Source organism: Cytobacillus oceanisediminis, assembly GCF_003182355.1.
GTDB classification, from domain to species: Bacteria; Bacillota; Bacilli; order Bacillales; family Cytobacillaceae; genus Cytobacillus; species Cytobacillus oceanisediminis_A.
The window spans coordinates 1-14,387 of sequence record NZ_QGTW01000004.1; the positions used below are offsets into that span (position 1 = coordinate 1).

A 14,387-nucleotide genomic window follows, 5' to 3' on the forward strand; every position below is an offset into this window, starting at 1 on the left:
AAATTTTAGTATAACGGGGTTTTAAGCTAGAAAAAACAAAAATCCCCGAATAGATCCACTTTTTTTAAAGTGTCTACTATTCGGGGTTCAGTTCATAATGACGGGTGGCCTTTTTTATTTGATCGTTAAAAAGTGCTTACCCTAATGCCCCCAAAATTTTATCAAAATACACAAAAACTCAAAACTATTTTACATGCTTGTAATAGATGATAAACAATCCAGCGATACGATTAATAATGTAAAAATACGATCGTATAGGGGATGAGAACATGAAGAAGAAAACAATTCTGGGAATGGGCTTTGCACTAACCTTGTTATTAAGCCCGTTTCAACAAGCTTTTGCAGCTGAAACAACCGGTGAACTAAGACAGGTGGATAATGTAGCCCATCGCGGGGCAGCCGGATATGCACCGGAAAACACCATTGCTGCGTTCGACAAAGCTGTAGAAATGAAAGCGGACTATATTGAAATTGATGTTCAAAGAAGCAAGGATGGCGAATTGGTTATTATTCATGATACTACCGTGGATCGAACGACTGACGGCACAGGCAAAGTGAAGGATTTAACTTTTGAACAACTGAGGGCTCTTGACGCCGGCAGCTTTAAAGGAGAACAATTTAAAGGGGAAAAAATCCCGACTTTTGATGAAATACTTGATCGTTATCACGGAAAGGTTGGAATTTTAATAGAGTTGAAGGCTCCGGAACTTTACCCTGGCATGGAAGAAAGTGTTGCACAGGAATTAAAAGAGCGTAACCTTGACCATCCGCAAAATGAAAAAATTATTATCCAATCCTTTAACTTGGAATCTATGAAAAAAATGAATGAACTTCTTCCAAAGGTCCCAATTGGAGTTCTTACTTCTTCTCAAACGCATACATCTGAGCAGGCATTAAAAGAATTTTCCGCTTACGCTGATTATTTTAACCCGCACTACGGAATTGTTACGGAAGATTTAGTTGAACAAGTACATTCACTTGGTATGAAAATTTCTTCTTGGACCGTACGAAGCCAGGAAGCAGCTGATTTCCTTTTAAGCATGGATGTTGATGCCATTATTACCGATTACCCTGATTATGTAGATCCAAGAAACTAATAGTACATATACAGCTAAGGGCAGGTCTCAACCTGGCTTCCTTTAAATGAATAAGTTTAAAAGAACCTGTATCGACGTTAGCCGGCACAGGCTCTTTTTGTTGGAATTATCTACTCCAGGTGTTCATACACATTCTTAACATTATATAAGGGATCTATCCAGCTGCGGGTAAGATTTGATTCAATCATAGCATTTCCTCACTGCTAAAGAGCCTAAAAGAAAAAGGATAGAGTTCCGCTGACTGTATCCGGTCCCTTTATTTAAGTCGACTTAAGTTCAATTTTTATATTAGTTACTGTCACTAGATTCAGAAACCTCATCGGACTCTGTTGTTTCATCCGATTGCTGGCTTCCTTCTTCTTCTTCAGTAGCAGAATCGGCATCTGTGCTTTCATCCGTATTTTCCGCATCATCTTGGGGGTTTTCCGCATTAACATCTTCATCTTCGGGATTTCCAACTTCTCCATTTACAGGTTCTTCCTCAGTGTTCATTTCATTATTCACAGGTTCCTCAACTTCAGATTCCATTTCATTTTCTTGACCTGGCAAGAAGCCGCATGCAGCTAATGGCACAGCAAGCAATACGGGGATGATTTTTTTGAATAAAGATTTGTTTAACATAAGATATTCCCTCCAAGAATTATAATTTTAAAACAGCCTGCCCTCCTTTTTCTGAATTCACAAGCTATTATATAAACAAGCTCTTGAGAGAATGTGTCGAAATTCTAGACTTTTACTAAACCTTAATCGGAATGAAAAACACCTTAAATATCAGTAAAAACCTTTACATAGGAAAAAGAATAATTTAGGTGCCAGTGAGTATGGGTTTATTTTTATTCGGTATTCCGTCCTTTTCCCTGATAGTTGTACTTTTGCAACCAGTGTTGCATAAATGCAATATACTTAAAAACACCTGTACAATAGCATTTTAATCTATAAACAAGTCAGAATATTTTTAATATATTGTATTTTTGCAACATCCCTGTATCCAAAATCCAATAATTTCAAGTGTCTATTATTGGCATGGTACTTGCATTCATTAAAGATAGCCTAAAATTTTATAGGAAGAAAGGGGATTTTTTTATGAAAGGGAAAGTTTCTGTAATGGTTGAACCGATGAAAATGGAGTTTCGCGAGTTTGATTTGCCTGAACCGGAAAAAGGTGCTGTTTTGCTGCGTGTAACTCGTACCAATGTATGCGGTTCTGAATTACATATTTGGCGGGGGGAACATCCAACCAAGAAAAAAGGTGTATTGGGCCATGAAATGGTAGGGGTTGTAGATAAACTTGGTGAGGGTGTCACAACAGACTTTGCCGGCCGCCCCATTAAAGAAGGCGATCGTATTGCAACTGTATACTACCGGACTTGCCGTAAGTGCAGTATGTGCTTAAAAGGCCATTTGCACCTTTGTGAGAACGCTTACAGCTTCTGGAATAAAGATCCGGAGGAAGCGCCGCACTTCCATGGAACATTCTCTTCCCATTATTATATTCATCCCGATATGTACTTTTATAAGGTTCCTGACAATGTACCTGATATTGCAGCAGCCAGTGCAAACTGTGCTTTATCACAGGTTTATTTTGGCCTCGATAAAGCGGGCATTACGTATGGTGATACCCTTGTCATTCAAGGAGCGGGCGGTTTAGGTTTAAATGCGACTGCAGTAGCAAAGGAAAAAGGAGCTACGGTCATTATCATTGATGCAGTTGAGTCCAGATTGGAAATGGCCAGAAAATTCGGTGCTGACCATACAATTAGCATTTCAGAGTTCGATACAGCAGAAAAAAGAGCGGCAGCAGTACGCGAACTTACAGACGGGCTGGGCGCTGACATAGGGATCGAGTTAAGCGGTGTTCCGTCTGCCTTCCATGAAGGAATCCATCTGGTGCGAAGCGGCGGGAAGTATGTGTCGATTGGCAATGTATCTCCTGGAAAGTACGCAGACTTTGATCCTGGCTTGCTGACACGAAAGTCAATTGAAATAAAACCAATTGTCCGTTACGACCCTTGGTATTTGGATAAGGCCCTCCAGTTCCTTTCAAAAAATATCGATAAATATCCATTCGCCAATATGATCGACGGGGACTTTGAATTTGACAATATCCAGGAAGCACTTGATAAATCTGCTTCAAGAGAAGTCACACGGGCTTCTATTGTGCTGCCGGTTGGGGTTGCTGCAGAACAGTAATAGAATCCGCTTAAAGTTAAGAAAAGAGCTTATTAAGGGAGGAATAAATATGCCTACAGAGCAGACAACAGCAGAAAGAAAAGGACTTATTATAGGAGATCAGGAAATTTTCACAGATTCAGAGTTTGCCGTACTAGATAAATATACAGGTGACGTCATTGCCAATGTGGCAAAGGCGGGCAAGGAACATATCAATCAGGCTGTATCGATTGCCCAAAAGACTTTTGATCAAGACCAGCTTACACCTTATCATCGTTATGAAATATTAAAGCGTGCCGCCGAGATTTTAAAAGAGCGAAAAGAAGACGTGGCCCTTACCTTATCAAGGGAAGTTGGAAAAACCATTACCGATGCCCGTGGAGAAGTGGACCGTGCCATCCAAACGCTGACTTTATCTTCTGAAGAAGCAAAGCGGATTGACGGAGAAGTGATTCCTATTTCAGCAAGCCCAGGGGCGGAAAACCGGATGGGCTATGCAGTCCGCGCACCACTTGGCGTTATTGGGGCCATCACTCCATTTAACTTTCCGTTTAATCTTGCCTGTCATAAAATTGGCCCGGCGATTGCTTCCGGCAATACGGTCGTATGGAAGCCGGCTTCAGATACAGCCACTTCGGCTTATCATTTAATTAATATTTTAAAAGAAGCAGGACTCCCTTCCGGATATGTGAATCTTGTATGCGGCTCCGGATCGCAAGTAGGCGGGTGGCTGCTTGAGGATGAGAGAATTGCCAAATATACGTTTACCGGAAGTGCCGAGGTAGGCCGCTACATTAAGGAAAACAGCGGGCTCCGTCCTGTATCGCTTGAACTCGGAAATAACTCTCCTAATATTGTTCACCATGATGCAGACCTTGATTTGGCTGCCAAAATGTGCGTGTTAAAGGGCTTCAATACGGCAGGCCAGGCATGTATCTCTGTTCAGCGAATATTGGTTCATTCACAAGTATATGACCAGTTCCTTGATAAGCTAAAAGCGGAAACAGAGCAATTAAAGGTAGGAAATCCGCTGGATGCTGAAACGAATATTGGGCCTCTGATCAGTAAGAAGGAAGCGGACCGAGTAATGGCATGGATCAATGAAGCTGTTTCACAAGGGGCCAAAGTGATCGCAGGCGGAAAACAGGACGGGGCCATTGTGACGCCTACGATCTTAAGCGATGTGAACCACGAAATGAAAGTGGTCTGTCAGGAAGTTTTCGGACCTGTTTTAACGGTGATGCCTTTTGAAGATATAGATGATGCCATTGAGCAGGCCAACAATTCGAACTATGGTCTCCAATCAGGTATTTTTACGACCAATCTCAATACGGCCATGAAGGCAGTCAAAAAGTTTAGAACGGGCGGCGTGATTATCAATGATGCTTCGACGTTCCGGGCGGATGCCATGCCATACGGCGGAATTAAGGATAGCGGCATCGGAAAAGAAGGGCCGCGTTATGCGATTGAAGAAATGACCTTCCTTAAGACAGTGATTATTAATTTGTAGGCTCTATTAAAGCGTATTGTTGATTTTGGTATTTTGTGATTGGGGAGCAAGGGCGCGAGATCCCCGAAAAATGCTATCGCATTTTTATCGTGGTGAGTTTCGTTCCCTTTCTCCCGTTTTTCCGCTGAGTTGGGGTACGAATAGAGGGCTTTCGTTCTCTTTCTCCCGGTAATTTGAGTACGAGTTATAGGGTACGGGCTCAATGGCCAGCAAAAGTAGCGAGTCAAAGGTATGCCCCACAGGCGCGTAATGCGCCGAGGAGGCTCCAGGATGCCGGCGGAAAGTGAACTTCTTGAGCGGAAACCAACAGGCAAGTTTAACAGAGCTAACTTGTAAAATCTGCTGAAAATTTTTTGTAAAGGGGTTAGGAGATGACTCAGGCTATTAAAATTGAGCCTTCTGCTGCCATTCAGGCAGCGAAGAGTGAGCTGACTCTAGAACAGATCATAAACAAACCGAAAAAAAGGAAACTATTTGGCTCCTCTGCCAGTCAGCGGGCTGATCCGGTGTTTACTTTTTATTATCCTTATATGTTCTACGAATGGAAGGTGACTGTTCCCAGATTTGTTTTCAGGGACGGAAAAGCCCTCATTCGGATTGGTGTAAATGGTTTGACCAATGTGGCTGCCCAAACCGATATTTGGCCTGAATGTGAAACGATTGAGGCTGAGCCTCAGAGCTGCCTGCCGTGCAGGGTAACGGAAGAGTCAGCCGATGATGAATGCAAGCTGGCACTTGAAAATTACGTTTTTAAGTTTATGAGGCCATTAAAGCCGCCGATTTACCAATTAAGCCGGAAGGAAATGATTTATCTGCCTTACCATGTTTTTTATGAGAATTCGACAGGCAAAAAAACGCTGATGATAACAGAAGCATTAACCGGAGTGACGGCGGAAGCCAGAAAAATGAAGGAACTCAATTCGTGGCTTGAGAGTATGGCAAGACAAAAATAATACTTTTGGAAGCGTTGTCATTTTTGCCCTTTCTAGGGAGGTGAAAATATGACTGTATTGCATTACGGTGCCATTTATATTTTAGGTTCCTGGGTAGTCCTTGGCTTTTTAATTTTTAAAACAGATATGTTTAAAATCGACTAATCATTGAAAGAGGGGGTCTGTATATGTCAGTAATTACTTGGTCTTGGATTTTAATGGTGTTCTTTATTGGGCTGATGCTTTATCTGGGTTACGCGGGAATGAAGAAAACAAAAAATGCAGATGACTTCGCTACAGCACGCTCAAGCTATGGGCCCATTGCCCTTGGACTTGCCGTATGTGCCACTACAGCATCAGGATCTACTTTCATGGGTATTCCGGGTACCGCCTATACCTCGGGATTTCCAAGCTTATGGTATCCGATGATCTATCCGATTGGCATCTACGGCGGGATGCTTTTAACAGCGAAAATGGTTAAGCAAATGGGCGATAAATTCAGCAATCGTACGATTCCGGAGATTGTTGGCGAACGTTTTAACAGTGAATTCTTGCGGGTTGGGCTGGCTTTGCTATCTTTACTCCTTATTTTCTATATTGTTTCCCAGCTGGTCGCAGCTGCATTGATGTTCCAAACAATGATGGGCTTAAGTTACCAGGCAGGGCTTTGGCTAACGGCCATTGTACTTGGCATTTATCTGGTGCTTGGCGGATCGCATTCCGATATTTTAACGGATGCTGTTCAAGGTTTCCTCATGTTAATTATTGCCGTTATGATCACTGTTATGTTCTTTACTGGATTTGGGGTGGATGGCGGAGTTACTGCCGTTAATGATGCGATTACAGCCAAAAATCCGCAGGGCGGATGGGACACACTGTTTATTGAAGGGCATAATACTTATGGCAGTGCATGGCTTGTGTTCCTTATTTTAATCGCTCATATTCCTTTCGGTGTGCTGCCGCATATCGGGAACAAGTTTTTTGCTCTTAAAAATGGAAAGCAAATGAAGGTCTTCTTAAGCTTTTGTATTGTTGGCGGCGCTCTGTTGCCAATGATGGCACTGGGCGGATTGTTGGGGGCTGCGGTTATTCCGGGTACACTGGAGAGTGCAGATGCCGTTATCCCGGCATTATTTGTTGAGGTATTCCCTCCATTTGCTGCAGCGCTAATGGCTGTTGTCGTGTTATCAGCAATTCTTTCTACAGGTGACGGACTGGTCGTTTCTTTCTCACAAATTTTCGCAAATGACCTTTACCGGAAAACACTTGCGAAAAACAATCCTGATAAAGAAAAGGTAGAAAGAAATTCTTTAATCATTGGCAGGGGAGCTGTTGTTGCCTGTCTTGTCCTGGGGATCATTCTTGCGTACAACCCTCCTCAATCTCTGGCCATGTTCTTATGGATCGGTGTAGGGGGAATGGTATCAGGCCTTGCAGGTCCGCTTGCGATTGGGGCACTTTGGAAGCGCGCCAACAAACAAGGGGCTATCACTTCGTTTTGTGTGGGTGTAATCAGTTATGCAGTGCTTTATATGGGGTGGGTCCCAGGTCTTGAAGCCATCACAAATCCTTTTGCGGCTTCAGGCTACTCGATTTTAGTCGCTTCTGCCGTCATGGTTGTGGTGACGCTGTTAACGAAACCGATGTCTCAAGAGTTTATTGATAACATTTACGGTTCAGAAGTAGTCGTACCTGACAGTAAGACGATTTCACAATAAGAATGGTGGCTTTTTTCAGGGAGTGGCGTTCATTTTGAAATATATTTTAACTATAACCATAATGCTAATGACGCTAACAGGGTGTAGTTCAGTGTCTTCACCTGTTTCTGACTCTTCTGAAAATTGGGGAAGGATCTGCACAGCCTGAATTGGTGGGAACATAGACCGGATTATCCCGGGACATGATTATTGCCGTATTTGAAAAATACAAAACCGAACAAATGGGCAAAAACAGCAACGTCACGATTGGTTAAGTAATAAATAGACCAGAATGGCCGGATACAATTCGTATTCGGCATTTTTCTGGCTAAAGGGAGAGATACCTATGTCACGGATCGGCATATATTTTTTACTCGTCTTCGTCATGCTGATGTGGGGATTGAATGTGGTGGCTATTAAAATATTAATTGAATATTTTCCGCCTATTTTGATGCAAAGCACCCGAATATTTCTTGGGGGACTCCTTCTCGTTCTGTTTTTCTGGTGGCGGAAAAACCTGCAAAAGATGACCAGGAAAGGGTGGTTTATCACGGTATTGGCAGGAGTTTTGGGTGTCACGGGACACCATTTGTTTTTGGCGATCGGACTGTTGGAGACTACGGCTTCCAATGCAGGCATCATCCTTGCACTCAGCCCATTAACCACTTCAATCCTCGGGATTCTCTTTTTGCATGACCAGCTGACCAAAATGAGATTACTGGGAATCTGCATAGGATTTGGCGGCGTCCTTTTTGTTGTGCTGACCGGCAGCGGACAGCTGGGCGGCATTTCCTTGGGAGATTTCCTAATTTTTATGGCAATGCTTACACAGGCTTTTAGCTTTATCCTAATCAAACAAAACTCTCAATCTGTAAATCCCAAATTGATGACGGCCATCATGTTGACAGCGGGTTCGATCGTTTTGTTCCTGTTTAGTTTCTTCATCGACACCAAGGGGATTTCAAGCATGGCTGTAACCGAAATAAGAGTATGGGTCATCTTCCTTTTGTCAGGTGTCGTGGCGACAGGAATTGGCCAGCTCCTCTATAATATAGCCATTCAAAATATAGGTCCCGGACAGACAACGATATTTAACAATCTCATGCCGTTCTTCACCCTGATTGGATCGGTTTTGTTTTTAAAAGAAACGATACTGATTGAGCAAATTATTGGGTTTTTGTTTATTGTGGCTGGAGTTGTGCTGGGGACGGGGTATGTGGATAATTATTTTGTTAGTAAGAAGAGGGAGAAGGTTAGTACATAGGTACCAGGTACCACCCGAATTTTGTCGAATGAAATGGATCTGCTAGGCATGTATTTCAGCAGGTTTTTCTTTGTTTATTGAATAGGAATAAATACCTATTTTAAATAGGTAATATTTACTTATTTATATGAAAAATGGTATATATTAGATATAAAACACATGAATCGTACGATAAAGGCAAAGTTGCTGAAAGGTGATGACGCAAAACTAGAGGGGCTAAAGTCTTAGAGACCATGCCAGCCAGCTTTCGAATACGTTCTCCTGCGGTTTATGTAGATAGGGGAGGGATTGTGTGTTAAATCCTTTTTATAAATTAAAGGTTTATTGGCATTTATTTCAGAAAGTACATTATGAATTGTTAATCATCGGTTGTCTAGAGGATGATCTAAAGGATAAATATTTGAAGAAGGCATTGTATCATAAAAAAAAGCATTCCAGTAAGAAATATGGAAACTTAATCTTTAAATAAAGTGAAATGAAAGGTGCATAGTAGGTACCAGGTACCACCCGAATTTTGTCGAATAATATGAACAAAGCCTGCTGAGTTTTTTAACAGGCTTTTATACTCTTCTCAAAATTGATAGAAACTTTGTATTCCTACTCTATTGACCCCTTTGGGATTCAGGCAGAGGCAGTGGGGGGAATACTATAAAAAGGAGATGTACCGTTACAGTACATCTTCCCTCTTCTATTTATTTCCCGGCTCCAGCACCCACTCTGCGTGTTACGGTGGCAGTTTTATCCGAATCTGTTTCCGATGTGCTTGTGAAAGTAAGGTTTGTTGGTACTGGCTGTAATTTTTCGCTGCCCTGTGGAATTTTTACGTAAACAGGAACTTCGACAGTTTCGCCTGCTTGAACTTCAATGACGTTATTCTCCAGCATGAACTCCCAGCCAGCTTCCGTTTTGGCATTTAGGCGGATTAGGTCAGTTGCCTCACCAGTGTTGGTTACCTTGAAGTAATAGGTTCCTACCCTGCCGGCAGCCGCAAATTCTGCCTTGCCGCTTTCGGCTGTTACTCCGCGTGTGAAGGAGCCAGAGCCCTCCATATTGCGGACAGCAACACGATAGGAGAGTGCCCCTTGGTCATCCAGCTTCTTCTTCAGAATGTAAAAGTGAAGCCGGTTATGTTCGTCCGTATATTCACTGACAACTCCATCTGCAGTTCCCGCTTTGAAAAGGGAGTCGGAAAGCTGTCTGTAGTCGCCTTTTGAGTACATGGCATCTGTGCCATCAGGCCTTTTGAAGTCAACTTGACTGATATCCTCCGCGTGGGAGTCAATGACCCAAATGTTAGGCGCTGATTCAGCATTTTTTGTTTTCGCAAGAAGTACACCTGAATCCGGAGTGAAGGAATCGAAGCCAACTCGATCCACAACTTCTACGGTATAATTGTTGTACCATTTTTCTCCCCGCTGCATATCTGCACGCCAATCGTCTTCGAGTGAGTTCTTCGGTGTAAGGTCTTCCATACTGATATTGATGCCATGTAATGCGCTGCGGCCAAATTCTTCGCCGGCGGGAACAGCCCTTGCAAGGATATCAGCGAAAACAGGTCCAGTTTCAGCCAACTCTTCCCGGCTGATGTTCAGGTACTGGTCTTCGGATAAAAATCCTTGCTTGATTTTATTGCGAAGCATATGGTGGGATGGTGCTGATCCACCCAGAGTAGGAAGTACCATCCAGCGAGTATGCGGTCCAGCTGGACCATTAAAGCTTCCGCGGCTCATTAATTCCCATGGTCCGGAATAAGAGCGGGAAACCGGTTTTCCGTAAGGGTTGTTGTAGTTGTCCCCAAGGTTCATAATATGCCCAAATTCATGAGCAAACGTGCCCATTCCATCATTTTCACCTTGAATGGAAACGCCGCGGCTGGCGCTGGACCAGATACTTTTTGCTGCCAGCCAGGAAGTCCAAGGAACATAGCGGGTGTTGGCGGAATTAGGAAACCCTTCAAATGGAGGGCCAAATTCCTTTGATACATCTTCTGCAGTTTGGAACATCATTTCGCCCAATTCCTGCCAGACACCTGACTCATCATAACCGGCGTGCAGGATGAAGGTGAAGTCGTACTCTTTTCCTGATGCTTCAATATCTGCCTTAGCCTTCTCCATCGCTTCAGTTCTTAAGCTTTTCCCTTCGAATTCTTCAGGCATGTTTACCTTCTGGCCAAATTCATTAAGTCCATACTGGAATTCATTGTGATCCATCCGGTACGTTCCAAAGGAATCCAGCTCTACGGCCCATTTGCCATATGAATTTTCTCTCCAGTACTCATTGATTGTCCGATAGTTATTTAAAGGCTGGGGCTTGTTCAGGAAATCCACCCAGAACGGTCCGATTTCATCGCGGGGGATATTTCCGGTGCCAATTGGATTGCCAGCTATTTCAGAACCCTCCGGCTGGCTTAAAATAAACTCACGATCCGGAAAATCAACAATAACCAAAGCTCCCCTTAATACTCTTTCCGGCTCAATATCAGCGGTGCGCCAATCAATCCCCGGAACTGGCCGATAATCTTCCCAAGTCATATTCTCCGGGAGAACCCAGGACTGTGCATCTGCTGGGTCCGGGAAATTTTCCAGACCTGGCTTTTCCGCATAAGCTGCAGAAGAAACCGTCAATAAAAACAAGGTAACCAATAAAATAAAAGACCTCTTCAAATGCCTCAACTCATCTTCCTCCCCTAAATCTATTTTTCTGGTAAATTATACAATTAAATTTCGGGTATAAAAATATTTAATATTTAAAATATTCAAAATGATAGAGAAGTCCTGAGTATTTAGGTGGGAAAATAGATAGGAAGTTAATAACGGACAGAGTCTTTTTACACTTTTGCCAACTGAAAGATCGATATATCGACTCTCGTTGAAATTTTTCATCATTTTCAAATGTCGCCCTTTATATCGAAAACTCATTTGACAGCAGGGTTTATGCAGTCATTGGTTGAGATTTTTAAAGGATCTAAGCGGTGAAATTCTCTGGTCCAGAATTCTGCAAAAGAGCCTTGATGGCATTAGTCAAAATAGGGAACAGGCCATGAAGGCTCCGGTTAAAATGGTTTCTCCGCTGATACTTTTTATTTTTCCCGCGATTATTATCGTACTGCTTGGGTCGATGGTTATTTATTTAATAGAAAGATAAAAAAGAAGCCAAACGAGAAGTTTGGCTTCAGTGAAACTATCTTAATCTAAAATCAGGATTCACCGCTCTTGTTAAAAAGACGGCAAATTGCTCTCTGGTAACCGTTGTTTGCGGCTGGAATTCTGTCTTGGTAACTCCACCGGTAATGCCTGCGTTATACATCCGGACGATGGAATCTGTGTACCAGGCATCTGCTTTTACATCGGTGAATGGGTTTCCTGCATTTGTTTCAGGGAAGCTGTATAGGCGTTGAAGAAGAGTTGCCATCTGGGCTCTCGTCAATTTGGAATTCGGTTCAAATTCTGTTTCGGTAATCCCGGCAAAAATGCCTTCATCCACAGCGGCTGCAATAGCATTGTAGTATTTGTATGTTTTAGGAACATCAACAAATCCTGGATCCGGACGGTTTTCCAATGAAACATTGTTGGCACGAGTCAATAGAAGAACGGCCTGCCATCTTGTTAAAGGCTGTTTTATGCCAAAACTAAAATCGCTTACTCCATGGAGGATGTTACGATCAGTAAGGTAATAGATTTCTTCTGCTGCATAATGATCTGCAGGAACATCCTTAAATCTGAAGTCAAGATAGCTGGATGCTACATATCCCTTTGTGCCATCACTTCTTGTTGCAGGATACCAAACGAAGTGGTTTTTGCCTGTAAGAACTTTGTCGTATTCAAAAGGGCCCTGGATTGTTAATCTTTCACCGTTGCTTAAAGTACCTTTTAAAGCACTATTGGTAGTTGGCTCGCTTCTAAAGTTAACGGCTGAAGTGGTTTCAACAGTTTGCCCGGCAATAAACTTGTGCTTCGTCTTAGTTAATGGCAAATCAAATTGATATTGCATCGTGACAAATTTAATATTTTCAGTGCTGTTAGGATCATAATCAAAGTCCTCCGTTTTAAAAGGGAGGACTGTTAGCTTGGTGAGTCCCAGTTCTTCAATTTTCCGGATGACTTTTTCTTGATAAGAATTCGGGTTTCTATCACCTGTAGCTTGGACAATAGGACTGTTAACTGGTTTTATCCCGTTATAAGCCATGATGGCAAAGTACCAATGTTCCAGAACATCTCGCTCGCCACTATTGATTTTCGGCAGATCGGATCTCTCAAACATCTGATCTAGTATTTCTACACCTGCTTTAATGTTGTAGGCCACATCTGTTTTTAGAAGATCTTCATCATAATTGGCCAGATTGGTTATTTGCATCACCCCGATGCCCTTATCATTAGCGATAATCGTATCACCGTTGCTGTCAAAATGTTTCCAATTGGCGCTCTCTCCTTCTGCGATTGCTTTAACAATCTCTGGAGGCACATCATAAGCTAAAGCTGTTTCAGTTAATAAGCAATTCATTGTATTAAAGTCAGGATTTATACCTGGCTGAGCTATATATTGGCATTTATCTGAAATAGGATCGGCAGCGTAGGTATCTGAAGCTGAAAATAAAGAAAGTGACCCCAGAACCGCAAAGGCCATTAAAGAGGGTTTTAGTTTTTTCATATTTGCGTATTTCTTCCTTTCCTTTTACAAGTTTCCAATATCTTACTAGAAATATAACATAGATCTACCAACTTGCATGAGGATAGCGGAAACAATAATTAGTTGTATTTTTTTACAGTATTTTACTATAATGGAATTAATATAGAGGGTGTTTGGTGTAAATGTAATATTTTTTACATTTACTTTCCAGGTCCAATTTATTATATTTTTACGTATATTAAAAATAGGAAGGTAACTTGCTATGACAAAGGAACAGGAAGCATTTTTCCGTATTCTATTAGAGGCATATGAGAAAGGCCAAAAAAACCATGACGTTACGGAAATAGCTTTTATTAATGAATTAAAAGAAAAATTAGGGCTAGTATGGAAGGAAACTTCTTAAAAACGTTTTTAAAGTTTGGGCATGTTTGTTTTTTATATAGTCGTTTTAGATTATATGTTTACTGGATATTTATTGAAGTGTAGTTAATTTTTTGTTAATTTTTTTGCACAATTTTCCTGAAATAGAGTATTAATGAAGAAACGTGAGACAAATTATCTATAGTATTGATGAAAGCAAAATGAATCCATTTTCAGTCGACTGATAGTGATAATCCTATTAAAATGTTGTTAATAGATTTAGGTTGGTAAGCCATAAATCTTATTTCCTTTTAGCACTCTCAGTTATCTGGGGGTGCTCTTTTTTTTATGCTTTTCTTTTCTCTATATTAAAGATAAAAATAGAAAGTAAATGGTGTGTAAAATAACATATGAACTTACTTTATTTTTAGGCTCTTCCATTTTTGTATGGATCTATTTTGAATGACCTTGATTGATTTATATAAAAGCAGGCGAAAAAAGAATGATCAAAACGGCCACAAAAGATTTGGAGCATCAGTATGGGAATTTGAAGTTTATAAATCGGAATTTCACTCCCGTTTGCGTCAAGTTAATGATGAAGTTCTTTGGCCTAGTATGCATTTCTTTTTAACATTTGAAATTAGTGGCTGTTCATGCAGGGATGAAGTTGTTGTAACGCATGAAAGCAAAACTGGAAGGTGGCAGGCTAACATCTGCATGTAAGGGAAGATG

Annotated in this window: 12 protein-coding genes and 1 riboswitch; of the genes, 9 read left to right on the plus strand and 3 right to left on the minus strand. The window is 41.7% G+C overall.

Annotation, left to right across the window (positions count from 1 at the left end; translation table 11 throughout):
- Positions 1-269: 269 nt before the first annotated feature.
- Positions 270-1,097: a glycerophosphodiester phosphodiesterase gene (locus DFO73_RS08945; RefSeq protein WP_110064449.1), complete on the plus strand. Its 828-nt coding sequence runs from the start codon at positions 270-272 to the stop codon at positions 1,095-1,097.
- Between the two features lie 288 nt (positions 1,098-1,385).
- Here DFO73_RS08945 and DFO73_RS08950 read toward each other — a convergent pair whose 3' ends face one another.
- Positions 1,386-1,718, minus strand: coding sequence for a hypothetical protein (locus DFO73_RS08950; protein ID WP_110064450.1), 333 nt, complete (start codon positions 1,716-1,718; stop codon positions 1,386-1,388).
- A 462-nt stretch (positions 1,719-2,180) separates the two neighbouring features.
- On the opposite strand from DFO73_RS08950, the gene DFO73_RS08955 reads away from it, so the two are divergent.
- From DFO73_RS08955 to DFO73_RS08975, 5 genes are all read left to right on the plus strand, one after another.
- Positions 2,181-3,287: a zinc-binding dehydrogenase gene (locus tag DFO73_RS08955; protein ID WP_110064451.1), complete on the plus strand. Its 1,107-nt coding sequence runs from the start codon at positions 2,181-2,183 to the stop codon at positions 3,285-3,287.
- 49 nt (positions 3,288-3,336) lie between these two features.
- Complete coding sequence (locus tag DFO73_RS08960) at positions 3,337-4,776, plus strand: aldehyde dehydrogenase family protein (RefSeq protein WP_110064452.1); 1,440 nt, start codon at positions 3,337-3,339, stop codon at positions 4,774-4,776.
- A 371-nt stretch (positions 4,777-5,147) separates the two neighbouring features.
- Positions 5,148-5,729 carry a hypothetical protein gene (locus DFO73_RS08965; protein WP_110064453.1) on the plus strand — a complete coding sequence of 194 codons (582 nt, stop codon included), beginning with the start codon at positions 5,148-5,150 and terminating at the stop codon, positions 5,727-5,729.
- 167 nt (positions 5,730-5,896) lie between these two features.
- Positions 5,897-7,426 carry a sodium:solute symporter family protein gene (locus DFO73_RS08970; RefSeq protein WP_110064454.1) on the plus strand — a complete coding sequence of 510 codons (1,530 nt, stop codon included), beginning with the start codon at positions 5,897-5,899 and terminating at the stop codon, positions 7,424-7,426.
- A 325-nt stretch (positions 7,427-7,751) separates the two neighbouring features.
- Positions 7,752-8,669, plus strand: coding sequence for a DMT family transporter (locus DFO73_RS08975; protein ID WP_181395968.1), 918 nt, complete (start codon positions 7,752-7,754; stop codon positions 8,667-8,669).
- Positions 8,670-8,835: 166 nt separating this feature from the next.
- Positions 8,836-8,921: riboswitch (cyclic di-GMP riboswitch) on the plus strand.
- 440 nt (positions 8,922-9,361) lie between these two features.
- Here DFO73_RS08975 and DFO73_RS08980 read toward each other — a convergent pair.
- Entirely contained in the window at positions 9,362-11,341 is a 1,980-nt protein-coding gene (locus DFO73_RS08980; protein WP_110064456.1) for a M6 family metalloprotease domain-containing protein, read from the minus strand.
- A gap of 274 nt (positions 11,342-11,615) precedes the next feature.
- Here DFO73_RS08980 and DFO73_RS08985 point away from each other — a divergent pair, with 274 nt between their 5' ends.
- Positions 11,616-11,813, plus strand: a complete 198-nt coding sequence (locus DFO73_RS08985) for a hypothetical protein (RefSeq protein WP_110064457.1) — start codon at positions 11,616-11,618, stop codon at positions 11,811-11,813.
- A 36-nt stretch (positions 11,814-11,849) separates the two neighbouring features.
- Here the strand turns inward: DFO73_RS08985 and DFO73_RS08990 are convergent, their stop codons facing one another.
- Positions 11,850-13,316, minus strand: a complete 1,467-nt coding sequence (locus DFO73_RS08990; protein ID WP_110064458.1) for an S-layer homology domain-containing protein — start codon at positions 13,314-13,316, stop codon at positions 11,850-11,852.
- 241 nt (positions 13,317-13,557) lie between these two features.
- Here DFO73_RS08990 and DFO73_RS28565 point away from each other — a divergent pair, with 241 nt between their 5' ends.
- Both DFO73_RS28565 and DFO73_RS08995 read left to right on the plus strand, forming a co-directional pair.
- A complete protein-coding gene (locus DFO73_RS28565; RefSeq protein WP_181395969.1) occupies positions 13,558-13,698 on the plus strand; it encodes a hypothetical protein in 141 nt (46 codons plus the stop codon).
- 419 nt (positions 13,699-14,117) lie between these two features.
- A complete protein-coding gene (locus DFO73_RS08995; RefSeq protein WP_110064459.1) occupies positions 14,118-14,378 on the plus strand; it encodes a hypothetical protein in 261 nt (86 codons plus the stop codon).
- Positions 14,379-14,387: the final 9 nt, after the last annotated feature.

Excerpts from the sequence above, each read along its gene's own strand:
- DFO73_RS08950 (WP_110064450.1), bottom strand. The coding sequence starts at position 1,718 with ATGTTAAACAAATCTTTATTCAAAAAAATCATCCCCGTATTGCTTGCT.
- DFO73_RS08995 (WP_110064459.1), top strand. The coding sequence starts at position 14,118 with ATGACCTTGATTGATTTATATAAAAGCAGGCGAAAAAAGAATGATCAA.
- DFO73_RS08975 (WP_181395968.1), top strand. The coding sequence starts at position 7,752 with ATGTCACGGATCGGCATATATTTTTTACTCGTCTTCGTCATGCTGATG.
- DFO73_RS08990 (WP_110064458.1), bottom strand. The coding sequence starts at position 13,316 with ATGAAAAAACTAAAACCCTCTTTAATGGCCTTTGCGGTTCTGGGGTCA.
- DFO73_RS08965 (WP_110064453.1), top strand. The coding sequence starts at position 5,148 with ATGACTCAGGCTATTAAAATTGAGCCTTCTGCTGCCATTCAGGCAGCG.
- DFO73_RS08955 (WP_110064451.1), top strand. The coding sequence starts at position 2,181 with ATGAAAGGGAAAGTTTCTGTAATGGTTGAACCGATGAAAATGGAGTTT.
- DFO73_RS08945 (WP_110064449.1), top strand. The coding sequence starts at position 270 with ATGAAGAAGAAAACAATTCTGGGAATGGGCTTTGCACTAACCTTGTTA.
- DFO73_RS28565 (WP_181395969.1), top strand. The coding sequence starts at position 13,558 with ATGACAAAGGAACAGGAAGCATTTTTCCGTATTCTATTAGAGGCATAT.
- DFO73_RS08970 (WP_110064454.1), top strand. The coding sequence starts at position 5,897 with ATGTCAGTAATTACTTGGTCTTGGATTTTAATGGTGTTCTTTATTGGG.
- DFO73_RS08960 (WP_110064452.1), top strand. The coding sequence starts at position 3,337 with ATGCCTACAGAGCAGACAACAGCAGAAAGAAAAGGACTTATTATAGGA.